This is a genomic window from Nocardioides sp. NPDC101246 (assembly GCF_044767415.1).
Classification (GTDB): Bacteria; Actinomycetota; Actinomycetes; order Propionibacteriales; family Nocardioidaceae; genus Nocardioides.
In genome coordinates this window covers 129,897-154,417 of sequence record NZ_JBIWNX010000009.1, presented here as the reverse complement: position 1 = coordinate 154,417, position 24,521 = coordinate 129,897, and the positions used below count along the sequence as shown (strand labels likewise).

At 67.1% G+C, this 24,521-nt stretch carries 26 protein-coding genes; 16 read left to right on the top strand and 10 right to left on the bottom strand.

The window, feature by feature from the left end; genetic code table 11:
* Window positions 1–88: 88 nt before the first annotated feature.
* The 5 genes from ACIRON_RS18145 to ACIRON_RS18125 all read left to right on the top strand — a co-directional run bounded on the left by ACIRON_RS18145 (window position 89) and on the right by ACIRON_RS18125 (window position 6,393).
* Window positions 89–1,000, top strand: coding sequence for a LysR family transcriptional regulator (locus tag ACIRON_RS18145; RefSeq protein ID WP_402994032.1), 912 nt, complete (start codon window positions 89–91; stop codon window positions 998–1,000).
* A 138-nt stretch (window positions 1,001–1,138) separates the two neighbouring features.
* Window positions 1,139–1,729, top strand: a complete 591-nt coding sequence (locus tag ACIRON_RS18140; protein ID WP_402994030.1) for a hypothetical protein — start codon at window positions 1,139–1,141, stop codon at window positions 1,727–1,729.
* Window positions 1,730–1,799: 70 nt separating this feature from the next.
* Window positions 1,800–2,426, top strand: coding sequence for a hypothetical protein (locus tag ACIRON_RS18135; protein ID WP_402994028.1), 627 nt, complete (start codon window positions 1,800–1,802; stop codon window positions 2,424–2,426).
* 3 nt (window positions 2,427–2,429) lie between these two features.
* Window positions 2,430–3,278, top strand: coding sequence for a hypothetical protein (locus tag ACIRON_RS18130; protein WP_402994026.1), 849 nt, complete (start codon window positions 2,430–2,432; stop codon window positions 3,276–3,278).
* A 262-nt stretch (window positions 3,279–3,540) separates the two neighbouring features.
* A complete protein-coding gene (locus ACIRON_RS18125; protein WP_402994024.1) occupies window positions 3,541–6,393 on the top strand; it encodes a metallophosphoesterase in 2,853 nt (950 codons plus the stop codon).
* A 26-nt stretch (window positions 6,394–6,419) separates the two neighbouring features.
* Here the strand turns inward: ACIRON_RS18125 and ACIRON_RS18120 are convergent, their stop codons facing one another.
* The 6 genes from ACIRON_RS18120 to ACIRON_RS18095 all read right to left on the bottom strand — a co-directional run bounded on the left by ACIRON_RS18120 (window position 6,420) and on the right by ACIRON_RS18095 (window position 12,888).
* Window positions 6,420–7,022, bottom strand: a complete 603-nt coding sequence (locus tag ACIRON_RS18120) for a hypothetical protein (protein WP_402994022.1) — start codon at window positions 7,020–7,022, stop codon at window positions 6,420–6,422.
* 127 nt (window positions 7,023–7,149) lie between these two features.
* Entirely contained in the window at window positions 7,150–9,078 is a 1,929-nt protein-coding gene (locus tag ACIRON_RS18115; protein WP_402994020.1) for a caspase domain-containing protein, read from the bottom strand.
* The gene (locus ACIRON_RS18110; protein ID WP_402994018.1) at window positions 9,075–9,482 is read right to left on the bottom strand and encodes a hypothetical protein; all 408 of its coding nucleotides are present in this window, start codon (window positions 9,480–9,482) and stop codon (window positions 9,075–9,077) included. The genes ACIRON_RS18115 and ACIRON_RS18110 overlap by 4 nt, the downstream gene beginning before the upstream one ends.
* A gap of 61 nt (window positions 9,483–9,543) precedes the next feature.
* Window positions 9,544–11,496, bottom strand: coding sequence for a hypothetical protein (locus tag ACIRON_RS18105; RefSeq protein ID WP_402994016.1), 1,953 nt, complete (start codon window positions 11,494–11,496; stop codon window positions 9,544–9,546).
* Between the two features lie 423 nt (window positions 11,497–11,919).
* The gene (locus ACIRON_RS18100; protein WP_402994014.1) at window positions 11,920–12,327 is read right to left on the bottom strand and encodes a DUF6188 family protein; all 408 of its coding nucleotides are present in this window, start codon (window positions 12,325–12,327) and stop codon (window positions 11,920–11,922) included.
* Between the two features lie 267 nt (window positions 12,328–12,594).
* Window positions 12,595–12,888, bottom strand: coding sequence for a hypothetical protein (locus tag ACIRON_RS18095; protein WP_402994012.1), 294 nt, complete (start codon window positions 12,886–12,888; stop codon window positions 12,595–12,597).
* Window positions 12,889–13,106: 218 nt separating this feature from the next.
* Between ACIRON_RS18095 and ACIRON_RS18090 the strand changes: the two genes are divergently transcribed.
* The 6 genes from ACIRON_RS18090 to ACIRON_RS18065 all read left to right on the top strand — a co-directional run bounded on the left by ACIRON_RS18090 (window position 13,107) and on the right by ACIRON_RS18065 (window position 18,128).
* Window positions 13,107–13,679 carry a hypothetical protein gene (locus ACIRON_RS18090; protein WP_402994010.1) on the top strand — a complete coding sequence of 191 codons (573 nt, stop codon included), beginning with the start codon at window positions 13,107–13,109 and terminating at the stop codon, window positions 13,677–13,679.
* Window positions 13,676–14,095: a hypothetical protein gene (locus tag ACIRON_RS18085; RefSeq protein WP_402994008.1), complete on the top strand. Its 420-nt coding sequence runs from the start codon at window positions 13,676–13,678 to the stop codon at window positions 14,093–14,095. Before ACIRON_RS18090 ends, ACIRON_RS18085 begins: the two co-directional genes overlap by 4 nt.
* A gap of 176 nt (window positions 14,096–14,271) precedes the next feature.
* On the top strand, window positions 14,272–15,063 hold the full coding sequence (locus ACIRON_RS18080; RefSeq protein WP_402994006.1) for a hypothetical protein: 792 nt from the start codon (window positions 14,272–14,274) through the stop codon (window positions 15,061–15,063).
* 625 nt (window positions 15,064–15,688) lie between these two features.
* Window positions 15,689–16,624, top strand: a complete 936-nt coding sequence (locus ACIRON_RS18075; protein ID WP_402994004.1) for a hypothetical protein — start codon at window positions 15,689–15,691, stop codon at window positions 16,622–16,624.
* Between the two features lie 345 nt (window positions 16,625–16,969).
* Window positions 16,970–17,395, top strand: coding sequence for an MmcQ/YjbR family DNA-binding protein (locus ACIRON_RS18070; RefSeq protein ID WP_402994003.1), 426 nt, complete (start codon window positions 16,970–16,972; stop codon window positions 17,393–17,395).
* 187 nt (window positions 17,396–17,582) lie between these two features.
* Window positions 17,583–18,128 (top strand): hypothetical protein, encoded by a 546-nt coding sequence (locus ACIRON_RS18065; RefSeq protein ID WP_402994001.1) that lies wholly within the window; start codon window positions 17,583–17,585, stop codon window positions 18,126–18,128.
* A gap of 26 nt (window positions 18,129–18,154) precedes the next feature.
* Here ACIRON_RS18065 and ACIRON_RS18060 read toward each other — a convergent pair whose 3' ends face one another.
* Window positions 18,155–18,538: an MmcQ/YjbR family DNA-binding protein gene (locus ACIRON_RS18060; protein ID WP_402993999.1), complete on the bottom strand. Its 384-nt coding sequence runs from the start codon at window positions 18,536–18,538 to the stop codon at window positions 18,155–18,157.
* Between the two features lie 79 nt (window positions 18,539–18,617).
* Here ACIRON_RS18060 and ACIRON_RS18055 point away from each other — a divergent pair, with 79 nt between their 5' ends.
* From ACIRON_RS18055 to ACIRON_RS18045, 3 genes are all read left to right on the top strand, one after another.
* On the top strand, window positions 18,618–19,073 hold the full coding sequence (locus ACIRON_RS18055) for a nitroreductase family deazaflavin-dependent oxidoreductase (RefSeq protein WP_402994264.1): 456 nt from the start codon (window positions 18,618–18,620) through the stop codon (window positions 19,071–19,073).
* Window position 19,074: 1 nt separating this feature from the next.
* Window positions 19,075–19,452, top strand: coding sequence for a nitroreductase family deazaflavin-dependent oxidoreductase (locus tag ACIRON_RS18050; RefSeq protein ID WP_402993997.1), 378 nt, complete (start codon window positions 19,075–19,077; stop codon window positions 19,450–19,452).
* 181 nt (window positions 19,453–19,633) lie between these two features.
* Window positions 19,634–20,263, top strand: a complete 630-nt coding sequence (locus ACIRON_RS18045) for a hypothetical protein (RefSeq protein WP_402993995.1) — start codon at window positions 19,634–19,636, stop codon at window positions 20,261–20,263.
* A gap of 17 nt (window positions 20,264–20,280) precedes the next feature.
* Here the strand turns inward: ACIRON_RS18045 and ACIRON_RS18040 are convergent, their stop codons facing one another.
* A complete protein-coding gene (locus ACIRON_RS18040; RefSeq protein WP_402993993.1) occupies window positions 20,281–21,510 on the bottom strand; it encodes a hypothetical protein in 1,230 nt (409 codons plus the stop codon).
* 152 nt (window positions 21,511–21,662) lie between these two features.
* Here ACIRON_RS18040 and ACIRON_RS18035 point away from each other — a divergent pair, with 152 nt between their 5' ends.
* Window positions 21,663–22,205, top strand: a complete 543-nt coding sequence (locus ACIRON_RS18035) for an HDIG domain-containing metalloprotein (protein WP_402993991.1) — start codon at window positions 21,663–21,665, stop codon at window positions 22,203–22,205.
* Here ACIRON_RS18035 and ACIRON_RS18030 read toward each other — a convergent pair whose 3' ends face one another.
* Both ACIRON_RS18030 and ACIRON_RS18025 read right to left on the bottom strand, forming a co-directional pair.
* A complete protein-coding gene (locus tag ACIRON_RS18030) occupies window positions 22,206–22,688 on the bottom strand; it encodes an NUDIX hydrolase (protein WP_402993989.1) in 483 nt (160 codons plus the stop codon).
* Between the two features lie 6 nt (window positions 22,689–22,694).
* Window positions 22,695–23,396 carry an XRE family transcriptional regulator gene (locus ACIRON_RS18025; RefSeq protein ID WP_402993987.1) on the bottom strand — a complete coding sequence of 234 codons (702 nt, stop codon included), beginning with the start codon at window positions 23,394–23,396 and terminating at the stop codon, window positions 22,695–22,697.
* A 206-nt stretch (window positions 23,397–23,602) separates the two neighbouring features.
* On the opposite strand from ACIRON_RS18025, the gene ACIRON_RS18020 reads away from it, so the two are divergent.
* Window positions 23,603–24,316 (top strand): TetR/AcrR family transcriptional regulator, encoded by a 714-nt coding sequence (locus tag ACIRON_RS18020; RefSeq protein ID WP_402993985.1) that lies wholly within the window; start codon window positions 23,603–23,605, stop codon window positions 24,314–24,316.
* Window positions 24,317–24,521 lie beyond the last annotated feature (205 nt).

The window sequence follows — 24,521 nt, the reverse complement described above, 5'->3', positions numbered from 1 at the left end:
GCGCGTCCAACACCGGCACAGCACGGATCGACGCACTTCTGTTGTCGATCCGCTCTCGCCCGGTTCGCCGACCGGACAGAATGGGCCCGTGGCGGGCGACCTCGAGATCAGGCTCCTGCGCCGCTTCGTGGCGGTCGCGGAGGAGCTGCACTTCGGGCGTGCCGCCGACCGGCTCTTCATCGCCCAGCAGGCGCTCAGCCGAGACGTACGCCGGCTCGAGGACGCCGCGGGCGTCCGCCTCCTCGACCGCTCCTCGCGCCGGGTCGCACTCACGCCGGAGGGCCGTCGTCTCCTGGACCGGGCGCGTGAGCTCATCGCGCTGCACGACCGTGCCGTACGCGACCTGCGTGCCGATACCGGCAGCCTCGTCGTCGACGCCGTCGCGCCGGGAACGACGCCTGCCCGCGTACTGGACGCGGCTCGGCGAGCGGCCCCCGACATCGAGTTCATCGTCCGCTACGGCGGCGGATCCGCGGACACGGTGGTCGGGGCCGACGTCGGCTTCGGTGCCACCCCGCATGGCGCCTCGGCCCCGCGCCGGCAGGCGGTACGTCATGAGCGGATCGTCGTGCTGCTGCCCGACGACCACGAGCTCACCGCGCTCGACGCGGTCCCGCTCGAGGCCCTCCGGACGGCCCAGGTGTGCACGCGCTCCGGCGACCACGTGACTCCCGCATGGGCCCGCGCGATGGGGCAGCTGCTCGCGCCGTTCGGCGTGGACCCGACCGACGGGCATCCCCACGTCCTCGGCGGTGCCGAGCTGGGCGCGCACCTGCGGCTGCACGGTGCGCCGGGCCTGGCCCTGGAGAGCCAGCCGCCGGTCGAGGGCCTCGTCATGCGTCCGCTCGTCGAGCCCGCCGCGCTGTTCCCCTGGACGATGCGCTGGCGTGCGGATCTGGACCACCCCGGTCTCGACGTGCTCAGGCGCAGCGCACGGGCGCTGTCCGAGGCGCAGGGCTGGACCACGGTGCCCGACGGCGCCCTGCTCCTGAGCTCCTGATCGGGAGCGGACGAGCAGCTCAGCGGCGTGACGGACGTCGGTCACACACCGCGATGACGAAGGCCCCTCGTCGGCCACGTCGTCGTGGCGTTGTGTTGGAAGCAGCACGTCGCGCCCGCCGGACGAAAGGATCAGCCGATGAACACGGACAGACCGAGCTCGACCCCCGTCGGCGCACGATCAGGTCCGCTGCCGCAATCGACCGCGTGGCGCGCGGTGGCTCGCTGCGTCCTCGAGTCGGTGCGGATGCTGACCACGCGGGCGGTGCACTGGCCGCGCATCAACGTCGGCCGCCGACTGCGGTTCGCAGACGGGACCACCGGTGAGGTGTATCGAGAGACAGCGGTCTCACGGGCACCTCACGAGGCGTGCCTGCTGGTCGTGTGCTTCCGGCTCCGCTTGGTCCGCGGCCGCGGGCACGTCCTGTTCCGGTGGGAGAGCTGGCTGAACACCCCGCTGTTCGTGGGGTTCCCGGGATTCGTCTCCAAGCTCTGGCTCGCCGCCGACGAGCAGGGCCGCTACCGCGGCATCTACGAGTGGGACGGAGCCGACCGCGCCGAGCACTACGCCCGGTCTCTGTGGAGGGTGCTCGCGCTGGTGAGCGAGCCGGGATCGATCGACTTCCGGATCGTGCCCGGACTGCGGCGCGACGAGGCCCTCGCGGATCCCGGCCTGCTCGAAGCCGGCACCTCGGCCCCCGACTGGTGGTGCCCGATCGGGCCGTCATGAGCGCCCTGCCCGGCCGTATCAGCGGTCGGCGGCAACACCTCCTAACTCTCAGGAGGTGTTGATCATGTGGATGAGTCGTTCACTCCTCGCTGGCATCGCCAGCACGCTGCTGCTCCTCTCCGCCTGCGGCTCGAGCGACGAAGGGTCGGAGGTGGAACTCACCGACGCGAGCTCTGCGACGAACGGGCAGGTCGATCCTGATCCCGACGACCCGACCGATCCCGACGAGCCGGTGGTGGCCGTGCCGACGCTCCCGATCGGTGGTGGGTCCTACCCGCTCGACGGCACTCCCGGCGTGGTCTGCGCCGACGTCAGCTGGCTCTGGCCGAGCGACGACCCGTCGGTCCCCGAGGGCGTCTCGGTCCTGGTCACCGGCTATGTCGTCGACCCGGATGTCTTCGAGCCGGCCGACGCGTCGTGCGAGGGCGCATCCTGCCTGGATGGATTCGTCTTCACCGCCGACTCGCTCAGCTGCCAGGTCGCGATGCTCTCCCTGGTTCCGTGGACCGATGAGCAGGAGGGCGAGGACGCCGTGCTCCGGCTCAGCGGTGAGATGACCTGCGATGCCGTGCCCTGCGTGCTCGAGGACGCCGAGGGCGGCGACACCGAGGTGTTCTTGGACGCGCCGGAGGTCGAGACGGAGTCGGAGGAGTCGGAAGAGTCGGAAGACTCGACGCACTCGAGCGAATCAGGCTGAGTCATGCCCGAGACGCCGCCGTCAGGGGTCGATCGCTGGGTGAGCCTGGCGACGAGCTTCGTCGCGCCGGTGACCCTGATCAGCGCCGTCCTCTTCTACTTCGGGTACGTCGCCGCCCGCGCCCAGTACGACTACTTCGGCCTCGACGTCGATGTCATCGGGCTCAGCACCCGCGCGTACGTCATGCGCAGCCCACAGCCGCTGCTGACCCCGATGCTGGTCCTGGTGCTGGGTGGCGTCGCGGTCGTGGCCCTGCACCGCTGGGTCCGCGGGCATGCCACTGCGGGGTGGTTCCGCCGGCTGGTCACGGCCGTCCTCGGCGCCGGGCTGGTTCTGCTGGCGGCGGGGACGGTGCTGCTGGCGGGTTTCACCCTCGTCGGCGGCTGGGCCTACTACTCGCTGGTGACGCCGGTCCTGCTCGGTGGCGGCGCGGCGCTGGTGGCGTACGCCCTGCGGTTGCGACTGGGCGGCCGGCTCGAACCGCGCATCGTGCTGCTCTGGGTGGGCGTGGCCGCCTGCGTGATCTGGGCGACCGCCACCACCGCGCAGTGGACCGGGCGTGGCCTGGCGATGGAGCAGGCCCGCAACCTGCGCAGCCTGCCCAGCGTCGTCCTCGACACCAAGGAGCGGCTCTACATCCCTGCCGGCGCCGGCGTCCAGGAGGTCGTCCGAGCCGATGCCGGTGAGGACGAGTACCGCTTCCGCTACTGGCGACTGAGGCTGCTGATCCAGGGCGAGGACCGGATGTTCCTGGTGCCCGACACCTGGAGCGCAGGCGGCACCACCATCATGGTGCGGCTCGACGATGACGTACGGGTCCAGTTCCAGTTCCGGAACTCCCCGCCGGACTGATCGGAGCTGTCAGTGGCCCCTGCATGCCTCGCCGGGCTTCCGTCTTCGGTGCCCCTGACCCTGACCTGCCGTGGCACCGAGATTCGGTTGGCGTTCGGGGGGTTGGATTTTCATCATCTGTCCGGCGTCGACGTGTTGTCATACGCCAATCTGGGGGAGTACCACGCGCTACCGATCTGCCGGGTGGCGATCTGTCTACACCTGTTGCATGCGGTCGCGCGGGGTCCACACCGACCAGTTCCGTCCTACGGAAGGGATGTCCATGGCTCAGGGCGATGACACCGAGACCGGAACCACGGACTGGGGGCTTACGAAGGCCTATCTGCAGAGCGACCCGACCAAGTGGAACAGCCTCTCCTGGATCACTGCACGCTCCCTCGTCGACTCGGTCAACGACATCTTGGGGCGAGGTACGCAAGGGCTCGTCGAGAACCTGCGTGCGCACTGGACGAAGAACGACGAGGACCTGACGATACGTCGCCCGGGGGTCTCGAGGTTCCTGGTCATCGGCGACACCGGCGAGCAGGACCCGTCCCAGTACGTGGTCGCGCCCGCCCTGGCCCGAGCCGCGGCCGAGCGCCTGGACCGGCATGGGCGCGTGGAACAGCGACAAGCCGGCTTCGTGCTCGTCCTGAGCGACGTGATCTACCCGTCGGGCAACGTCAACGACTACGTGGACGGTTTCTACAAGCCGTACCGGGCGAACCGGGTGCAGGGCCTGCGGGCGCCCGTCGACGTGCGGGACAGGTTCGCGCTTCCCGAGAGCGTTCCGATCTACGCGATTCCGGGCAACCACGATTGGTACGACGGCCTCTACGGCTTCGCCCACCAGTTCCTGTACGCGGCGAACGAACCTCCGACCTGGCCCAGCGATCTCCTGGCGCCGTCGTTCGACGACACCCTCGGGCCGCGGCAGCTGATCCGGGACCGGTTCGGCCGGAGCATGTGGCGTACGCCCAGCGAACCGGCCGGCACCACCGCGCCGGCGCGATGGGGAGAGCCGGCCGACGAGGGCCGCCCGGCACTAGAGGCTCGGCTGCAGCCAGGGCCGTACTTCGTCATCGAGACCGAGCATGTGGACCTGGTGTGCATCGACACCGGTATCGACGGGATGATCGACGGGCCGCAGTTCGACTGGCTGAGCTCGCTGCGTGGTGAGATCCCGAAGATCCTGATGACCGGCAAGCCGCTGCTCGTCAACGGTGAGCGCCACAAGCGTGATGTCTCCGGACGACCCGGCAAGACCGTCTACGACGTGGTAGCCGAGACCAAGCGCCGCTACGTCGCGACGCTGGGCGGTGACACGCACAACTTCCAGCTGTACGACCCGCAGAGCGAGGGCAGCTCGCGCGACGGCCTGTGGCACTTCGTCAGTGGTGGCGGCGGCGCGTACACGCACGCCACCCATCCCATCCGGACGGCCGCCGCGGACGCGCGAGCCGATCTACGATTCCGGCCGACCAAGCTCTTCCCGCGGTCGGCGGAGTCGCTGTCGTACTTCGCCCAGCAGCTGGTCCCCAGCATCTGGCGGCTGCTGCTGACCGTCGTGCTGTTCGGAGCTGGCGTGGCCTTGGGCCCGTGGCTCGCCGGCGCCGGGGGAGTGGCCATCGCCGCGATGATGGTGCTGATGCTGCTGCACCAGCTGCCGCAGCGTCCCGGCCGCAGCCGCTTCCTACGCCGCCTGCTCGTGTGTCTTGAAGCGCTGGTCATGGGGGTGTTGGCCTCGCTGTTCCTGCACCAGTACCTGCCTGATGCGTCCGGAGCGCTGCTGGCGCTGTACGGGTCCTGCACCCTGTGGATCTGCCTGAACGCCTGGTGCATGCGCTGGTCGAGATGGTGGAGCCCTGTCGAGACGGTCACCCGTTGGCATCACGTCGCGTTCGGGTGCGTACTGGCGGCTCTCGTGGTCCTGGCTCTGGTGCCGTGGGCCTTGGCGGGACGAGGCTCGGACGACGGACGCACGGTGCCCTGGCTCCTGGTCGTCGCGGTCGGCATCTACGCCATCGTGGGGATCGTCGGGTGGCGCAGACGGATGGTCACCACCGTGAACGGCGCGAGAGCGGCGAGCTGGCTCGAGCGCTCGGTCGTGTGGGCCGTGCTCGCGCAGGCGGCCGTCGTGTTCGGCGAGATGTTGCGCGTGCTGAGCGGCGAGGGCCGGACCCTGCTGTTCTTCAGCGGCCTGCTCGGACTCGTGCCGCTGGCGGTGATCGCGGTGGTGGTGCTCGCAGCGCTTCTGGCCCCGGATCTCCTGACCCGCCACCTGCGAGACGATCCCGTACGCCGGGCGCAGGCCTGGCTCAGCTGGCGGCGTTGGATGGTTCAGCCCCTCGTGTTCCTTGCCGCGCCCGTGACGCTGGTGCTCTGGGCGTGGGTCGCCGGCGCCTTCGACTCGGACTGGATGCGAGCCGCCTTCGCCCTGCCGACGCTCATCACGGTGACAGCGATCGGCCTGCTGGTCATCGACTGGGTACGCCGGGAGCACGAGCTCCTGTACGCGCCGCTGATGATCGTGGTCGTCCTGGCCCTCGGGGGCTTTCTGCTGGGAGCGGCGGAGCCGGGCGTGCTCGACGTTCTGGGCTTCGAGGATCCCGGCCGTCTCGCCGACGACCTCAGGACATGGTGGCCGGCCGTGGCGGTCGGCGGCGCCCTCTTCACCGTCGTCGCGGTCGGCGCGGCTGTCCTCCTCGCTCACCTGGTGTTCGTCGGCGCCTACTTGCTGATCGCGGACCCCAAGGCGTGGGTGAGTCCCCGCTACCGCCCGGGTGGCCCGACTCCGTTCGACTTCATCAGCGAGGCGGACGCGACGTCCATCATCGAGGCCGAGCAGGAGGAGATGGGTGGCGAACCCGCCGTCGTCGAGGGCGTCGATCGGCGCACCAGACGTCGCGCGCAGATCGCTTTCCCCGGCCTGAACCCGCCCTTCGGGCCGATCCAGAGATTCGTCTCCGAGATCTACTCCCTCGACGAGCCGCCGTTCTTCAAGCACTTCCTCGAGTTCGAGACCTCACCCACCGAGGTCGTGGTGAAGATCCACCGCGTACGCGGAGACCAGCCGGTCGAGATCGAAGAGGTGGCGAAGATCAGTCTCACGGAAGCGGCCGTCGTACGTCGCTGATCGCTCCCAACCGGCTGAGGTCGTCCTCAAGCCATCTCGGGGACGTGCAGGTGTGCGTAGGCGAGGTCGAACTCGTGCACGTCGAGGATCTCGCCGCCCGCCTCGCCGGCGGCCCGGCTGCGCATGTCGTCAGCCGCCGAGCGGCTGGCCTCCATCGCGGCGCGGGTCTCCCAGGCGGTGGTCGCGCAGCCCAGGCCGCTCGACCGGTTCACGAGCAGGCTCGCGCTGCAGAAGCCGGGAGTCTGCTCGAGCTCGGGAAGGATCCCGACGCGGAAGATCTCCGTCATCGCGGCGAGGTCACCCTGCAGCCAGCTGGCTCGGCAGCACTCGCCGTGGTGGGTGCGGTGCATGACCTCGATCTCCCACTCGTCGACCTGCATGGTGCCGCCCAGGATGTCTCGGCCGCGGTCGCGGATCGGGCGCAGCTGCTCGTCGCTGGCGAGCATGGTCGCTTCGTTCTCCCAGGAGCTGGTGGCGATGCAGTGTCCGGTCTCGCGGTCGACCAGCATCGAGAGACCGCGACAGCCCTCGACCTGGTCGAGCATGGGCCCGACCTCGGTGTTGACGAACGTGATGCCCGCGTCGATGTTGGCGGGCCTGCCTTGGAATGTGGTGGAACGCGCGTACACGGCCCACTCCTCTCGGGACGGGGCAGCGCCCGGTCCGGCACTGCCGGTTACTCCCTGCCTACGCCCTCCGAGGCGAGGATGCAATAGCCCGTTCGTCGGTCCCCGGCCCCACCTCGGCGAATCCGGGTCAGGTCGTGCCGGACCCCGCGCCGCCCCGTGTCAACGACTGCTGGATCTGCCATGCGGCGAAGGCGGCCAGCAGGCCTCCGGCGATGCCGACCCACCCGGCGGAACCCACCTCGCCTTCCTCGCCGATCGCCTGCCAGGACGCGATGACGACCCCGACGTAGTGGACTGCGGTGAGGGCGCCGGTAGAGATCAGGACGGCGGTGGCGAACCGACGACGGGAGGAGAGAGACAGGATGCCGAGGGCCAGGCAACCGACCACTGCCGCTGGCTCGAAGACGTACTCGGCGCTTGCGCCTTCCTCGACCTCGGTCCAGTACGAGCTGAAGCCGTCGTACGGGATGAACAGCGCGAGGATGGCCAGTCCGGCGCCCGCCAAGGCCACTACCAGCCAGACGGGCTCGACGAGACCGAGGTCGCGATCCCGCGACGACACGCTCAGGCACGCCCGGCCTGCCACGACAGCCCCCGCTGCGCCGCACACGACAAGGAGACTCAGTACGACACCGACGGCGCCGATGTCCTCGAGGGAGAACTTCACCAGTCCGATCCCGGCGGCGCCCAGGAGGATCCCGACCACGATGAACAGTCCCGCTGCGTTGGCGGTGGCCAGCTGCTGACGGCGGAGCTGACTCGCAGCGACGAGGAGAGCAAGGGCGGCAATCGCCACCTCGAACGGCGTGACGACCGCGAACGAGTTCCAAGACGTCGGGGCCTCGGCCAGCAACGGCAACGGAATCGCGGCCAGCAGCCCCACGGCAGCGAGTGACGCGACGGCGGGAACCCACGCGGCGGGCTGGGGCTCGGTAGCCGCCACCGGCCGCGGGCGGGGCTCGGGCTCGGGTTCGCGCGCGACAGCGGCTTCGGCCGCCGGTGCGGGTGTGTCGGGTGGCGGCGGCGCGACCGTCGGCTGCTCCGGGGTGGCCGGTGGCGGTGGCGGTGGCGGTGGCGGTGGCGGCGGGGGCTCGGCGGGTCGGCGAGCTCGTTCGGCCGACCCTCGTACGAGACGCTCTGTGTCGTGCTCAGCCATGTCGTCCAGCGCCATGCGGGCCGCGGCGGCGCGAGCCGAGTCCGCCTCGTCCAGCAACGCGGCCAGCTCCTCCACCGCACCGAGACGTACGTTGGTGAAGGGACTCGAGATGGCACCACGCAGGTCGGCCAACAGGTCCACCGGTTCAGGTGGGCGGTTGCTGCGGGCGATGTAGAAGTCCCCTTGGACGTCGAAGACCCACTTGCCCGGAGTCTGCGACGGCGTGACGGTCCGCACCCGGTCGAAGGCGAAGTCGTACAGCTCGTCGACTGACACAAGGCCGTCACGATCCAGGTCCGCCTCGCCAGTGGCCAGACCCTCGACCAGAGCCGAGGTGAACACCGACGGCTTGCCCTGGCCGGCAAGCTGGTCCCCCTCGAATGAGTACTCCATCGCGCTCGACGCCGTCAGCACGATCCGCCCGCGGCCATCGAAACGCTCCATGATGTCCATGCGCTCATCGCCGCGATTCATCTTCCCGCGCGCGAACGCGCCGCTGTAGCAGCAGTCCAGGAACAGCACGATGCGCCGGGATCGACTCCTCGTCATCTGCCTGTTCACGTAGTCGGCGGGCAGGGACGTGGCGTCCAGGTGGTCGACCTCGGTGTCCGGCGTAGCGAAGTAGAGCCTCCCGTCCTCGTCCTTCACCCCGTGGCACGAAAGATGCAGCAGGAGGAGATCGTCAGGCCCGCGGTCATCGAAGAAGCTCGAGACCTTGCGTCGGACCACATGCTCCGGCTCGTTGAGTGACACCTCGACATCAAAGCCCCCGATCTCGGCGTTCCGGAGCACGCCTGCCAGTTGCTCGGCGTCGCTGGCGGGCGCGCGAAGCCTGCTCAACCGCTGGTCGTGGTACGTGTCGTTCGCCACCACCAGGGCGCTGCGCCGCCCCGCGGTCATGGCACCGGTGAGGAAGCAGGTGGGTCCGGCTCCCCTGAACGGTGCAGGGCCGCGACGAACTCATCGATGAGTCGATCCTGCTGCTCCAGCGACGCCGAGTCGATCTTGAGTGTCTGGCCGCCGATGGTGAGCTCGACCGCGCGGGCCCCGCGAGTAGACGACACCCACCCCCGGATCACCCCCACGATGGCGGTCACGGCGACCAGCGGCTCTTGGAAGGCCACGAGCAGAACTCCGATCGCCCCGACGTCGATGCCACGGGCGCCGGTAGGCGCCTCGCCCGCGCTCGCGCGCTCGACATCATCGACGCCGAGGTCCAGCAGCTCCCGGCGCAAGACCGAACTGAGCTCATCGAGACGCTCCTCATCAGGATCGTGGATCGTGATGGTCATCTGGCGACTCATCCTCGGCTCCTCGCTTCAAAGGACTCCCCTTACGTCAGTGTCCTCCCAGACAGGGGGCTCGTCACCAGCCGGTGCCGATGACGTTTCCCGAGCGAGCGATGAACCCGCTCGCGCCGGTCTCGTCCCGTTCGCCCTGACCTCGGTAGTGGAACCAGCGGAGGTCCCCGGCCCGGTTGACTGCGAACATGCTGTGCCCGAAGCCACCCTGATTGGTGACCCCGCCGAAGAGGTGCACCACATCACCGAACCCGCGGCCGATCGGGTTGCTGGTGTTCGAGGCCCAGCCCAGTACGCCGGACGGGTCCTCCTCACCGTTGCCGGAGTAGGAGTACCAGCGCAGCAGGTTGTCCTCGGTGACCACGAAGAACACGTTCGCCGAGGCGTACACCAGGCGTACGCCCTGCCAGCCCTGCCCGACGATGTTTCCCGAGTTGGGGTGCCAGCCCATCGTGCCGCCCGGGTCGTGCTCGCCGTTGCCCGTGTACCGGTACCAGCGCAGGAAGCCATCGGTCTCGACGGTGAAGATGTTCATCCCCTGGATGCCGATGCCGAGGCGCGGCGCGACGAACATCTTGGTCACGTTCCCGAACCCGCTGCGGATGGTGTTGCCGGAGTTCGGTACGAACCCCGCGGCGCCGGTGATGTCGGGCTCGCCGTTGCCGTCGTAGCCGAACCAGCGCAGCGTCCCGTCGGTTTGGACGACCAAGATCACCCCGTCCCCGGCGCCGACGACCTGCTTCAGGTGAGCGAACCCGCGGCCGATCAGGTTCCCGGTGTTGGGGGACCACGACTGGAGGGCCAGCGGGTCACCGGCCTGCTCGCCCTGGCCGTTGTAGCGGTTCCACTCCAGGTTGCCTTCGGTCGTCACCCCGAAGAAGACCCCTTGCCGGGTGAGACCACCGACGCCGTCGGAGCCGTTGCCTCCGTGGAACAGCCGCAGGTGCCGCACCGAGCTGTCGTGGGTCAGCGCCTCACCCCAGGAGACGCGCACCCGGCCGTCCGGGGCCGCGGCGAACTTGAGGGTCACGTTTGTCGTCGTCCCGTCGGACCAGGCAAGTGGGGGCGTCTCCTGGCCCACCTGCCAGACTCCCTGGACGCCGGCCAGCAGGTCCGGCGGGCGCAGGTTCTGGACGATGGGTCCGTTCGGGGTCGACTTCTGCACTCGCCAGACGCAGACACCGTCACCGGGGAAGTCGGCGTCGTAGCGCCGGGCCGGCCCGGCGGACCTGCGGCGCTCGACCAGGAAGTACTCGCTGTCCCGCCGGCTCTCGTCCCAGAGGATGAAGGCCCCGTCGGCGGTGTCGTCGCGTACGTCCTCGGACCGTTGGCTCTTGAGCGCGAACCGGCGTGGTTCCGCCCAGCCGAGCTGCATCTTGTGCCACATGTCGAGGTGCACGATGACCTGATCGTCGCTGGTGAAGGAGAACGAGCTCATCAGCGTCATCAGCACGTTGCCGTTGTTGGGCTGCTGGCCCATGTTGTACATGTCGATCGTGCGCAGCAGGTGGGAAGTCTCGTGGGCCAGCTGATAGAAGGGTGTCAGGGGGCCGCCTCCCGCCAATCGGATCCGAACCTGGATGCCGTCAGGGAGGAAGGGGGTGGTGCTGCCGGTCAGGGTGAAGACCTCGTTGAAGGCGATGCCCGGCAAGGCGCCGGCGAAGTTCTCCACCATCACGATGCTGAGCTCGCTCTCCTCGAGCATGGCGTCAGCGTCGACGTTGTGCTGCGCGAGCATGTTGGGCGGAAACTTCTCCAGCACCTGCCTGCAGCGTTTGGACGGCACCCCGTCCGGAATCGTTGATCCCATCGTGACCTCGAACAGGCCCACCCGGGTGTAATTGAATCGGCCCAGGCTGTTCTCCCGAAAGTAGTCGGAGAGGCTGGCCGGGTTGACCGGGTTGGCCGTCGAGAACGGCGGCGCCGGGTTGCCGAACGCCAACTGCTCGTAGTAGCCCAGCCCGTGGAAAGTCGCGATCTTGCTCGGATTGCTGTCCCAGTCGACAAGCAGGGCCATCAGTGGACGAGTGCCCAAGGCTTTCGTCCCGTCGCCCAGAGTCATGGAGCCGTGGCCGAAGTCGGCCAAAGACGCAGGAAAGAAAGCCATAACCCATCGAACTGCCGCTGATGTGCGGAGTCATGCCCCATCTGGGCGAAGTGGACGTGCCCCTGCTCAGCGGTCAGGCGCCGGCGACGTAGGCAGTGAGGAAGTGGACTCCGTGGGGTCGAGGTTCCTGCGGGCGCGGTCGTAGTGCTTGTTCGTTCTGGGGTCCGCCTGCCCGGCCAGGATCTGGGGTTCACGGAGCGGAACACCTGCGTCGAGGGTGTTGGTGATCGCTGCGCGCAGTAACGAGTACGGGCTGTTGATGTGCCGCGGTAACCCGGCTCACCCGCGCCGACACGCGGCGGAAAGACGCTCGCTTCGCGGCAGGAGCGGGCACTAGCTCCCTGACCAAGTGGAGAGTCCGCCGCCTGGCATTGACACCAGGAGATGCCCGGACGGGAACGCGAATTGCCAGGGCTCGTAGCGATCGTCTGCCGGGACCCGCAGGACTATTCCAGGACTGAACACAATGCGCAGATGTCCAGTCTTGAATGCGACGGCTGACAGAACCGTGTGACCAACCAATCCACTGAACGAGTCGGCCGTCGCAGACGGATTAGCCCATAGATCGAGCCGTTCTGCGGAGCGAGCCGTCGGCCCGAGTGTCGCTGCGCCTTCGATCGTGAGCTCGGCCCGTCCCACAAACGCGACGAAGAGCCGGAACTCTTCACTGAGGGCGGACTCGACCGCCGCATCACGAAGCCCGAGGAGCCAGCGGTCCTCAAGCTCGGTTGCAATCGCCACAGGCGCAGTCTCCCACCGCTGGGGCAGCAGGCGGGCGCGCGGCAGGCGAATGTCAGAGCACTCCAATGCGACGATCTGTTCATGGATCCGTCGCTGCCAAAGATCGCCATCGAGCTCTGGCGGGCAAATGCCGTCGTGCTCCTCGACTGGCTCATGTCAGTTTGACCTCGACGCAGTTCCGATCGGGCACCCTGCGGTGAAGCAGGCCCTCACACCTCTGTGTGAACCCTGCACGCGGCGGAGTGACGCGCCGGAGGCCGCCGGGGTTTATTGGCCGTACGAGTAGCGCAGATCGGCGAACAGCAGCTGGTTCATTCTCTTGCGGATGTGCCCGGTCTTGCTGTCGTCGGGCGGGTCGCCGGCACTGAGGAGGATGAATGTCAGCGCCGACTCGCCGTGATGATCTGCGAGCTCGAACACGACGTGGTCGTCGGGTCGACTCGGCCAGAGTGAGGACCAGATGAGGTGCTTCGGTGGATCCGTGTCGAAGACTTCGGGCTCGACCTCATCGGGCAGGAGCGCGAGCCAGGAGCGGGTGCCTTCGCGCTTGGGGTGGGCCAAGTCGGCCCAGACGACCCTCGGTGGAGCGGGGAGTCGTCGTGTCCTTCTGCCGTACTCGATCACCCTGCAAAGGTAGGAGGTCGCGACCGTTTGGCCCACGTGTTTCTCTCGCCGAGAGCGGCCTGACCCGTTCGCGGCGGTGTGACGCGTTCGTTTCGCGGTATGGAAGCTCGGATCCGCGTGTCTGGCGGGCCTCGGAGACAGGCATGATGCGGGGCATGTCTTCATCAGTTGCCCAAGTGATGGCGGAAGTCCGTGCCACAGACTGGTCAAGGTTCAGCATTCCCGCCGAGAACCATCTCTGGGACTATGAGGCGTCGCGTGTTGTTCCAGCCTTCGAGCAACTTCTTGAGGTGTTCGACGAGGAAACACGCCAACGTGCTGTCTGGGCGCTGCTTGGAGCCCTCGGGCACAACCACAGCGGCACGCCTTCCTTGGCCATGGTGAGGGGCGGCGAACTTCTCGTCGAAATGTTTCCGTACCTCGACGCCTGGGCCTTGGATGGGGTGATCGAGGTCCTGACAGACTGCTATCTATTCGTTGCGGGCGTTTCGGACTACCGGACCGCCGACGGCGCCGTGCACGACCTGACTGTGCTGCAACCGGTGATCGCATCACTCCGGCCAAAGTTGAGCGCACTCGCCACCTCAGGACCGGTGGAAGTCCGCTCCAGCGCTGCTGAACTCGCTCGGACCATCGATGAGGTTCCGTGGGTGACTGAGTCGCGCGGCTCTGGGCAAGCGCGGTCCGTGCTCGGTGCTTCTCCCGGGTGGGGAGAGGATGCAAGGTGAGGGTGGACATGACGGCGAGAGATGCGGCAGTCGATGCACTGATTGCGATGTCGCTAAGCCCCGACTACCACGACCGCGCGGACGCTGGAGTCGCGCTGGCCTCCCTCGTTGATTCGCCCCAGGCACCTGAGCGCTTGCGCCAGTTGGTGCTCGACCCCGACGATACGGTTGTCACTCGAAAGACGGTGGAGGCTCTCACGCACCGCGGAGGCTCGGCGGCTCTCACCGTCATCGCCGCTGCACTGGCTTCGGCTGACATCGACCGTCAGGAGTGGATCGCCACGGGCGTCCGCGATGCTCTCGGGTGGGCTGACTGGGAATGGGGCGAGAGGATCGCTGCTTGCGAAAGGTTGCCTGACCCAAGTGAGTCGTCACGACTCCGCGGGTTCCTGCTCGACCTGCGGCCCCAGGGGTAACGCGGCCTGGGGACTTGAACTGTCATCTGCAGATGCTCCGTGCGCCCGGCAAGCGGCGGAATGACGCAGGCGGGAGGGCGGCCTCCCCGCGTGATGCAAAGCGCATGGGCGAGTCTCCGGTGAGTCCAGCCGCGAAGGACTCACGACTGTCGGTTGGACTCCGTAGGCTCTGCCCTGTGGCGAACTTAAACAACCCGGCGGGTCGGCTGGTCTACTGGTTGGAGAAGGGCCAGCAGCGGGAGATGAACCAGTCCGCGATGGGCGAATGGTGCAAGGTCTGGGGGCTCGACGCCGGCCGCGCGGTCGACCGTGTGGAGTGTATGCGTCGCGGCGCGATGCTGATGCAGTTGGCGCAGGACGTTCGCCATGAAGCCGAGCAGTTACCAGACGCGTACCACCCCGAGGTCATGCTCACGCACTTTGGCGAGATTGAGACTGCGCTCGATCAGTTCACCGTCCTGCCATCCAACGCGATGCAGGCCATGTTTGGCCAGATCCAGGGGACTGGCTGGCAGTGCCTTCGCATGCTTGACGCGATGCTGTCAACGCATCGGTTCGAGAGGATCGTGGCCGAACCTGAGGTGAAGGACCACATTGACCAGGTGCGCGAACTCATCGCGGAAATCCTCGGAGATGAGGACTTGGACCGAGTTCTCAAGCGGTACATCGTCGCGCGGCTGCGAGATGTGGAAAGGGCGCTCATCGACGCGCTCATCACCGGCAGCGGCGGACTGGAACTCGCGGCCAATAGCCTGTTTGGCGCGGCACAGCGCGAGCATGACCTGTGGGACCGAATTGCGGGGACCAAATGGGCACCACGGATCGGGGCGGCGTGGATGGCCATCGTGACGACGTTGGGTGCTGTGGGCGCCGTGCCTGCGCTATTGCCTGGGGATGACGCCAAGCCGATCGAGGTTAACAACACAGTAGTTGTCGACGATTCCGAGTCCGGCATCGCCGATCCATAGGACGTTGTGGGCTCGGAACTCGTGCACAATAAGACGGGTCCGCAAGGCCTAGTCAGTCTCCGGGGCTTGTGCCGCGGCACTCAAGCGGCGGAATGAAGTTTCCTTCGCGGCCGCTGAGTGCAAGGTCATCGACCCGTCAGTTGGTGGCGGGCTTGTGGCCGCAGCGTCGCCCTGGCGCCGTCGCCTCATTGCCCAGCGGAAGATTGGACGTCGTATGCACGTTGTGATGGAGGGCGCGAACCCCACGCTCATTCAGTTCGGCCCGCCGACTCCAACATCGCCACTCCAAGTGACTTTGGTTCGGCATGGGCCGGCTGACGTCCACTGGTTCGGGTCCGGTGAGGCAACCGTCGCGGCCGGCCGGGCAGCACTCGCCATCTCCCTTGATTACAGCATTATCAACTCGGACGACTGCCTTGAAGTGCGAGCACAGGACGAAAGCGGATCTGCGATCGAGCTAGACGAGGTGTTCTTTACACACGGTTCTGAGGGTTGGCAATGCACTCCTGACCGCCCTGGGGAGCTTCGGGTAGCGCGTGAAGCCTATTTCGCGCAGCCCCTGACTGCTCCCGATGCGACGACCGCAGTCCGATCCTTTCGCGCGGTTGCGTTGGTCGAGGGACTCTTGCTCACTCAGAGCACCAGGGTTCCTGGCATCGAGGTCTACGCACTACAGCAGGCGCTTGGCAGCGAACAGGAGACGGTCAGCTACCTCAGCAACGTGACCAGCGAGCTCTTCGGTCGCACGTTTTCGGCTCAGGCGCCCTCTGACAGAGGTCTGCCCTGCGTTGCCCTAAAGTTCAGCGATGTACGGGCGGACACGGCTGAGATGGTGGTGCCGTTTGCCCGCGACTTGGCGTCTCGGATGACTGACCTTCTGGGGTTCAACCGGAGTGCAAGGCCTCAGGTGATCGCGCTAGTGGTTCTTGATCCCGAAGACCCGGCCTCGATCCGTGGCTGGGTTGACCCGCCGAGGTCTCAATACACAGGAAACCTCGCCGGCGGGTTCATCGCGGGCGAGAGCACGCAAGACTTGCTGCAGCAGTGGAGCCACATGCAGGCCGATCCACGCGTTTCGCTTTGGTTATCTCAGATGAACGACGCTCGCGCTGAGCGCCGCTGGGAGTACCGTGTGCTCCGCTACTTCAATCTTCTGGAAGGAATGTCCAAGGGCTCGCTCGGGGTGAAGGTCGCCGTGCTGGACGCCCAGGGGCAGCAACTCTTACAGTCCAACGGCAAGCCATACACGACTAAGGAAGCTCGCGGAGCCGTCTACATGGTTATCGCTGGCCTGTGTCGTTTCCGGGGCGACATCGACGAGGATGGATTCTGCTCCCATGCCCCTCTTTGGGAGCTCTGCCAGCACTGGACAACAGTGAGGAACCAAGTTGCTCACGCGGGTGCTTGGGACTCGGACTTCCAAGTCAGCGGGACAGGGAATGTTGACGCCTTCTTGAAGGTAGCGCCTAGGGAGCGGCGCGCTGATCTCGAATCAGCCCTCGCAGAGTGTGTCCGCATGGTCATAGATGGCGTGATCTTCCGTGGCTACCTTCCCCTTTAAGGTTTCTAGCCCGGCGCGTGTTCCCGCCGCAACCACGGGGTCACCCGCAGGAAGAACCCTTCACGGTTCCGGCCCCATCTCCAGTTGGTGTGTCGACTCGCCGGCTGCCGTGGAGTGGATCAAGGGAGCCATCTGGGATCAGATCCGGAAACGCTAGCGACGGTGTCGTTTGGCCGCAACCCGCAACCCGCAACCCGCAGCCCGCAGCCTTGCCGTCGACGCGATGGCAAAGACTCATTTCGCACCAGTGCATCTCGCCAGGGCAGGATGCACCGGCGTCATAGTGGGCGAAGTGACGCACGCGGAGGTCGCCCGCGCGTTGACCGTGACACCTAATCTGACTGTGTGAGGAGAACAGGCGGCCGGCCGGCGCGGGTCGAGGACGTGCACGAACTTGCCCTTGGCATGCCCCACGTCCGCGTCTACGCGGGCACTCAGAACAAGCCCATCTATCAAGTGGGCGGAAAGTCGTTCGTCTTCTTCCGGAATCCGCGTCCTGACGCTTTCGACCCGGACACAGGCCAGCGCTACGAGGACGTCATCGTCTTCTGGGTGCCTAACGAGGGTGACAAGCTTGCCATGGTGCAGGATGAGGCCTCGCCGTTCTTCACTACTCCGCATTTCGACGGCCACCCGTCGGTCCTAGTCCGAGCGGGCCGGCTTGGGGAGATCAGCTTTGACGAGCTCGCCGAGGTCGTGCAGGAGGCTTGGCTCTCGCGCGCATCAGCTCACCGAAGAGCGACCTGGCTCGAGGAGCACCTACCGGACTAACGCGGCCATCGGGTGGCCGTGGTGAACCCAACTTGGGGGATCGGGCACCCGGCTGTCCGGATCTCGACACGATAAACGCGACGATGGGCTCCACCGCGGCGGAGCGAAGATTCGGCGCCGCGAACGAGCTGCTCGGGGCACACATCCTGCTCCGACCACGCGCGGCGGTTTCGATAGGAGTGAGCCGATGAATCTCCCTGAAGTACTGCTGACGTCGTTGCTGGGGCTTCTAGCGGGGTTGATCACCGCTTGGCTAGGAGCTCGGTGGTCGTACGGCCGGAAGTTGCAAGAGCTCAAGTTCCAAGCGGCGCACGAAGCCAGGCGCGGGACGTATGAGTCCACCCTGCAGTGGGTTCGAGCTGCGTCCCTGGCTTCCCGACTGCAGGCGGAGCAAAGCCGGCACGGGGGCGCCGAGGAGATCGACTACGACCACTGGCCGCAGCCCAGGCCTGAGCAATGGGAGCTGTACGTATCCGATCGCGTCAAGCACCTTCATCACAGGTTCCTTTCGGCGGCCGCACGCGTGCATACGACCGCGGGACGTCTTGGCGCGAACCGTGAACTCCATGAGCGCTTCTCGGGTGTCGATTCCCCTGACCTGACGCCACTCGCGAAGCTGGCCACCGGACGAGACTCGCTGGACGCCGAACTGACCAGGTGGTTGGTAGAGCTCGTCGATGCGCAGTCGGCTCTGCTAGAGGCGATGAGGTCAGAAGTGATCGGCGACAACTAGGCTCGATCGTCGTTCGTCTCAGTGACTCAGCCGTCGAAGGCCTCGACCAACTCAGCTGGGGCGGAGGCGAGCCAGGCGTCGACCAGCAGGTCGCGGAGGTCTCCTGGCGCGATGACGTTGAGCTCGATGAGCACGGCGGGGTAGTTGTTGAAGTGCTCGATGGTGAAGACGCCGTCGATGCCGGCGGCGAGGACGCCTTCCTTCTCGTGCAGGTCGGCGGTGTTGACTGCGAGGATCGGTGGGTCCGGGGGAGTCTGGTCGCCGAAGCGTTTGATGTCGGCCTTGCTGAACGGGCGCAGCCAGGCGATGCTCTTGCCGCGTACGGACCAGGTCGGGTGTCCGTAGCGCTCGCCCTCGGCGGCCTCGGGCAGTTCGCCGATGACCCGGGCGAGGTCTTCGAGGGTTGCCATCTTCGGAGCGTAGCTCTTGGCTCTGCTGGTTTGAACCGGATCGACAGGGTGAGTGAGTAAGGTCCCTGACGTGACGTCGATGATCGACTCGATCGCATCCCGGCTGCTGCGGACGCGCGCCGTCGTACGTGCTCCGATCTGGCTCTATCGACACAACGCCGGGTGGCTCTTCGGCTCCCGGATGCTGATGCTCGAGCATGTTGGCCGCCGATCAGGGGCGCCGCGGTACGTGTGCCTCGAGGTCGTCGAGCGGCCGAGCGCGGACGAGATCGTGGTGGTGAGCGGATTCGGCACCGGCGCGCAGTGGTACCAGAACCTTCGTGCCGAGCCTGTCTGCCGCGTCAGCATCGGGTCGCGAAACAGCGTCGCGACGCAGGCGAGGTTCCTCACGGAGGAGGAGTCCGCGGGCGCGCTGGGTCGCTATCAGCAGGCACACCCGAAGGCCTGGCAGCGCCTACGCGGCGCAATCGAGACGGCGGTCGGCCACGAGGTCGAGGGACTGCCGATGGTCAACCTGAAGCTCGAAGGAGACTGAGATGCGTCGCAGGTGGCTGTGGCTGCTGAAGAACACGCTCAACCGGGTGACGACCCGGGTGGCCCGCTCGGGCCACGGCCCGTTCTCGCTCGTACGTCACGTTGGGCGGAAGTCGGGGAAGACGTACGAGACGCCGATCATGGTCGCGCGGGTGCCGGAAGGGTTCATCGCGGAGCTGACCTACGGCGAGGACGTCAACTGGTACCGCAACATCGTCGCCGCCGGCGGCTGCGAGCTGTTCGTCGACGGCCAGTGGCATCAGGTCTCCGCGATCGAGCCCTATCCGTCCGAGGCCGGCCGGGACGCCTTCGGCTATCCGGCCAAGCTAGTTCTGCAGGTGCTGCAGCGGCACGAGTTCAGGCTGCTGCGTACGGCCTGATCAGCCTGCTTCCGCGCGTTGCCGCCGGTGGCGTGTGCTGGTCGAGCGTGATCGGCCGAAACCAGTTGAAACTCAGTCGTGGCGAGGTCGGCGTGCCCCCTACAGTTCTCCTGCGCGTCGGACGGGAGAGGAGTGGGCATTGAAGCTAGCGGGCCAGACCTGGCACACGACACTGAGTCATGTGTCTCTCGGCGCAGAGACCTATCGCGTGGTGCAGCCCGCGAAGACCCTGGCGCACGCGTCCTTGCACGATGGATACCACGGCTGGCATCTGTCAGCAGACAGGCGCGCATCGCTCGATCTGGCGGCCGCCTGGTGGCTCGCCGCCCGGTCTCGGCACTCGCTGATCTATCTGCCGCTCCGATCGAGCCCGGCGCTTTGCGGGCAGGAGTACAACGGGGGTCGCCTCGACCTCGTGCTGCTACACCACAGCTTGGCCTTTCCGGTTTCGCGCTGGAAGCGGGTGCGTGGCGGCTTGGGCAAGGGCCGACCCCACAAGATCACGCTCCCGGAAGGCGGGTTCCCGAGATTCTCGGTTGAGGAACACCGCCAGGAGTTCCACCGCGAGTTCCGGGACCGACTCGATTGGCGCGTGGCAGCGGACACGCTGTTCGTTGTCGGCAGCCAGCGGGCCTTCGAGCTTCGGGCAAACGAGATTCGGCGGTTCGCCGAGGAGTGCCCGGCCCACCTCCACGAGAACCCCCAGACTCATTGCTGCGCCGAGATCGACATCGGCGACCGCTGGCGCTATCGCGCCAAGCGCAACGCACAATCAGAGCTACACATCCAGGCGTGCAACGAGCACTGGTGACTTCGCGGGCGGCGGATCTACGCCCCCGGCGCGCTGAGGGCGCGTAGGTGGTTGCGGAAGTCGGCGCCGTCGGCGGGGGAGCGGTACTCGAGCTCGTGGGCAACCTCGCCGGCGACGAGCAACAGGCTGGGTTGTGATCGCCGTTCGTGGTTCAGTGCGGCCTCAGCGAGTTCGAGTGCGGTGACCGGGCTGCCATCGCGAGCAGCCAGCACCGCCTTGGTCAGCTGCGCCTCGGCGAGTCGCATCGGGCTGATGACGGTGCCGTCCGGGCGGGTGCTGGTGGCGATGACCGTGTCGGCCATGGCATCGGCCATGCGTTCGCGGCCGTGCAGGGTGCGGTAGGCGTCCATCGCGTAGAAGGAGGCCTTGGTCGGGTCGACGTTGAAGTGATTGCGTACGTTCGACGGCAGGTCGTTGCTGTCGAGGACCTCGCGCACGCGGTCGAGGGCGACCTCGGTCTTGTGGCTGTCCTTCATCCGGGCGTACGCCTTGGCCTTCTGCGCATGAAGCTGCGCGGCGACCGATGCATTGGGGGCGCAGCGAATGCCGGCGTCGGCGGCGGCGATCACGTTGGGCATGTCGCCCTGGGTGAGTGCCATCCAGGCGCGGATCTCCCACGTCCACGCGGCCATCACGTTGTCGCCCAAGTCGGCGGCGAAACCTTCGGCGGCGACCCGGGCCTGGTGGGTGGCCTGCTCGTCGCCCTGGTCCCACATCAGGCACGCCCGGAGCAGCGACAACCAGCCGGTGAGGTGGATGACGCGTTCGTGGCCGGCGAGGGAGACCCGCCCTTCATGTACGAGAGAGGCGAGCTCCTTGAGCCAGTCGTCGACCTCGACGGTCAGCGACCGGGCGTCTTGAGCCGAGTAGGCGGTGCACAGGCGTTCGACCTCGGCCTCGGACTGCGCTAGATGAGCCTCGCCCACCTTCGGCATGCGCAGCGCGGCCACCAGGTCGGTGAACTCGGTTGGGCTCAACCGGTCCGGGACGTTCTGGTTCGCGAGCGGGCGCTGCGCGAAGAAGTCGGCGACCGGCAGGTCGAACATCGCTGCGATGGCCTGCTTAGTCTCGGGCGAGGGGTTGGCGATCTCCCCACGCCGGTAGCGCTTGAACGTCGCGATGACCGAGTCCAGCTGAGTCTCTTCGTGGAACGGCGACAGTGCGATGTAGTGCATCGCCGTCTCCCGGTTGCTCCAGCCCTTGGCGGCCTGAAGACGTACCAGCCTCTCGTGCCACTGCTCAGCCATCCGGCCTCCCGATGCGTTCGGTGTCTCGTCGCGCGTGCCGAGGCGACGGGACGACTCGCACGAACCTAACAACGAAGACCGGAGAGTGGGGGAGCGTGGGATGAGTTCAGGCTGCTGCGTACGGCTTGATCATCTGAACTAGGCTTCCGCGGGTGTCGAGCAAGCTGAGCAGTGCCCGCAGCGAGGCGCGTCGGCTCGTGGAACCCCTGGGGCGGCGCTGGTTGCACGTTCAGACGGTGGCTGCGTCGGCTGCTGGTGTCGCCGCCAAGTTGGGGTTGGACTCGGAGACGCTGGTCGCCGCGGCGTGGCTTCATGACGTCGGCTACGCCGACGAGCTGCGCGAGACCGGCTTCCATCCCGTTGATGGCGCCCGCTTCTTGAGGCGCACCGGGTGGAGCGAGGAGGTCGTACGCCTCGTAGCACACCATTCGTGCAGCAGGTTCGAGGCCGGGCTGCGCGGGATGAGCGACGAGCTCGGCGAGTTCCCTCGCCCGTCTCCCGAGCTCGAGGATGCGCTGTGCTTCTGCGACATGACGACGGGGCCCGGAGGTGAGCGAGTGACGGTGGCCGATCGGCTGGCCGAGATCCAGGCGCGCTACGGGGAGCGCGACGTCGTCGGTCGTTTCGTGGAGGCTGCGCGTGACGAGCTCGTTGGAACTGTGCGCCGGGTTGACCGTCTTCTGACAGCGGATTGATCAGGGGTTGGGATCGAGGTGTGGGTAGCTGCGGTTGAGTGCCCAGTCGATCCTGACGCGTTGGCTGCGGTCCATCTGAAGGCTTGGCACCTTGTCCGGTGAGACCCACTCGACATGAGTGCTCTCGGCTGACGGTGTGGGTTCGCCCGCGCGATAGCGTCCGGCGTAGATGATCGTGAACTCCTGACGGACCTCGCCGTCGGAGGTGTACTCGATGCGATGGCGAGGATCGGTCCAGATTCCGACGAGGCCCGTCACCTCGATGCTGACACCGGTCTCCTCGAGGGTCTCGCGAACCGCGCAGGCAGTCAGCGACTCACCCGGATCCATCGCCCCGCCCGGCATCGACCAGTTGCCGTTGTCGTCGCGACGGATCAACAGGATCCGGCCAGGGTCGTCACGTACGAATGCGCCGGCGCTGGGTTTGATGCTGTTGACCTCGGGAGCGGAGGGGTCGTCGTACCAGTCGATTCTTCGGCCCATGCGCAATCACCCTATGGGGGCCGGGGGAGTGGCGGTCTCCCAGACACGGTCGAACGCCTTCTCGTAGTAGCCGAACAACCCGCCGGTCCCGACCCGTTCGTAGTGGAAGACCGGGGAGTCCTTGGCGCCGATTCCATGGGTGTGCGGGTTGACGAGCATGTCGTCGTCGAAGCGGTAGATCGAGGCGTACAACGGCACGTCGTGGACCCGGATCTCGACACCCGGAAGGTCGCGTACGTCCCGGAGATAGTCAAGCGTCGAGGCTGCGCGCGCGGGAAGGGTCGGGAGACCCTCAGCCACACCTCGCCGCCGGACCTCTTCGGAGTCGGAGTTACCGAGCAAGATCCTGACTCTGCCGTCGTCGGCAGCCATCCGTCTGATCTCGCGAGGTAGCCCGAAGGCCTCGACGACGAACCCGCCGGAGTAGACCAGCACCTCGAGCCTGTGGCTGACTCGCGACGAGAGCGAGCGCCACACATCGCCCGGGACGCTGTCCCGCGTGGGCCACACGCTGACCAGCTCCGACGCTGTCACCGCCGGCGTGCCCAGCCCGTCCCGAAGGCTCGGCCACAGGTACGTCTCGTCGTGGCCGAGCGCGGTTGCGACGCGGGCGCGGGTGCCGCGGTGCGGGACGCGGTCCTGGGTGAGCCATCGCTCCACGCTCTTCGGATCGACTCCGACAGTGGCGGCCAATCCAGCGGTGGTCATGTCGTGAGCCGCGAGGGCGGATCGGAGCCTGTGATTCGGCATGTCTGCAACGTACCGGACAAACGTCCCCATATGTCCCTGGCAGGAGGTGCAAACGTCCCGGGCTTCGAGGCGATGGTGGTTCAAGTCCCCGGCGCACTGGGCTGGAACGGCGTCGGAGCGCTGGGGACTTCCAGCTCGACTCTGCTCCCTTGAAAAGGAACCCGATGAGCACGTACGCGACTGCAGGTGCCACCCGCCCGGGCCGGCCTCGGGTGATCCCGCGCGCGGCGAGCGCGGCGGCTCCCCGCGATGAGATCCTCAACGTGGCGGCCGAACTCTTCGTGAACCGTGGGTTCGCGGCGACCTCGACCCGGGACATCGCGGAGAAGGTCGGGATCCGGCAGGCGTCGCTCTACTACCACTTCGCGGGCAAGCCCGGGATCCTCGCCGAGCTTCTCGAGCTCTCGGTGCGGCCGAGCCTCGAGAAGGTGGAGAGGATCGAGGGGGAGTGCCCGGGCGACATTCCGGAGGCGGCGCTCTATTTGCTGGCGCTGATCGATGTGGAGACACTCGCGACGGTGCCGCACAACATCGGCAAGCTCTATCGGATGCCTGATGTCAGGAACAGCGAGGTCTTCGAGGAGTTCGAGCCTGAACTCCGGGAGCTGACCGCTGCGTACGGTCGGCTGGGAGCCGCCGTCGTCAGCGGTCCTGTCGCCGCGACTGTTGGCGTGGACCAACTGGGTGGCCTGCTGGTTCAGGCGGTCGAGGTGGTGATCCGAATCCGGTCCGGCGGGGAGGAGATCACCCGTGCTCATGGACAGGCGATCGCGGCGACCTGTCTGCGGATCTGTGGCGCGCCGGAGGAGAGTATCGCTCGCTCAGCGGTCACGGCTGACGATCTCTTGTTGCGCTTCGCCGAGCAGCGGCAGGCGTAGCGGAAACGGGGAGTTGTTGGCGCCGACTCGCGCGGCGGAATGACGCGCCTCCGTCGAAGCACCGGAAGCCGGAGCATCGGTCATCGTGGTGCTCCGTTCGCGGATTTTGTGGGAGGTTGACTCGAAGGATCACCCGGTGACCGCCGCTGCTTTCGTCAACAACACTCACCGGGGTCGTACCCCACTATCTAGGACTTCACCTTTT

What these genes read in the sequence shown, in the direction of transcription:
- ACIRON_RS18030 (WP_402993989.1), bottom strand. Translation starts at nt 22,688, where the DNA reads ATGGGCCGAAGAATCGACTGGTACGACGACCCCTCCGCTCCCGAGGTC.
- ACIRON_RS18020 (WP_402993985.1), top strand. Translation starts at nt 23,603, where the DNA reads ATGAGCACGTACGCGACTGCAGGTGCCACCCGCCCGGGCCGGCCTCGG.
- ACIRON_RS18090 (WP_402994010.1), top strand. Translation starts at nt 13,107, where the DNA reads ATGTCTTCATCAGTTGCCCAAGTGATGGCGGAAGTCCGTGCCACAGAC.
- ACIRON_RS18125 (WP_402994024.1), top strand. Translation starts at nt 3,541, where the DNA reads ATGGCTCAGGGCGATGACACCGAGACCGGAACCACGGACTGGGGGCTT.
- ACIRON_RS18025 (WP_402993987.1), bottom strand. Translation starts at nt 23,396, where the DNA reads ATGACCACCGCTGGATTGGCCGCCACTGTCGGAGTCGATCCGAAGAGC.
- ACIRON_RS18060 (WP_402993999.1), bottom strand. Translation starts at nt 18,538, where the DNA reads ATGGCAACCCTCGAAGACCTCGCCCGGGTCATCGGCGAACTGCCCGAG.
- ACIRON_RS18135 (WP_402994028.1), top strand. Translation starts at nt 1,800, where the DNA reads ATGAGTCGTTCACTCCTCGCTGGCATCGCCAGCACGCTGCTGCTCCTC.
- ACIRON_RS18055 (WP_402994264.1), top strand. Translation starts at nt 18,618, where the DNA reads ATGATCGACTCGATCGCATCCCGGCTGCTGCGGACGCGCGCCGTCGTA.
- ACIRON_RS18140 (WP_402994030.1), top strand. Translation starts at nt 1,139, where the DNA reads ATGAACACGGACAGACCGAGCTCGACCCCCGTCGGCGCACGATCAGGT.
- ACIRON_RS18105 (WP_402994016.1), bottom strand. Translation starts at nt 11,496, where the DNA reads ATGGCCCTGCTTGTCGACTGGGACAGCAATCCGAGCAAGATCGCGACT.
- ACIRON_RS18110 (WP_402994018.1), bottom strand. Translation starts at nt 9,482, where the DNA reads ATGAGTCGCCAGATGACCATCACGATCCACGATCCTGATGAGGAGCGT.
- ACIRON_RS18065 (WP_402994001.1), top strand. Translation starts at nt 17,583, where the DNA reads ATGAATCTCCCTGAAGTACTGCTGACGTCGTTGCTGGGGCTTCTAGCG.
- ACIRON_RS18040 (WP_402993993.1), bottom strand. Translation starts at nt 21,510, where the DNA reads ATGGCTGAGCAGTGGCACGAGAGGCTGGTACGTCTTCAGGCCGCCAAG.
- ACIRON_RS18050 (WP_402993997.1), top strand. Translation starts at nt 19,075, where the DNA reads ATGCGTCGCAGGTGGCTGTGGCTGCTGAAGAACACGCTCAACCGGGTG.
- ACIRON_RS18130 (WP_402994026.1), top strand. Translation starts at nt 2,430, where the DNA reads ATGCCCGAGACGCCGCCGTCAGGGGTCGATCGCTGGGTGAGCCTGGCG.
- ACIRON_RS18115 (WP_402994020.1), bottom strand. Translation starts at nt 9,078, where the DNA reads ATGACCGCGGGGCGGCGCAGCGCCCTGGTGGTGGCGAACGACACGTAC.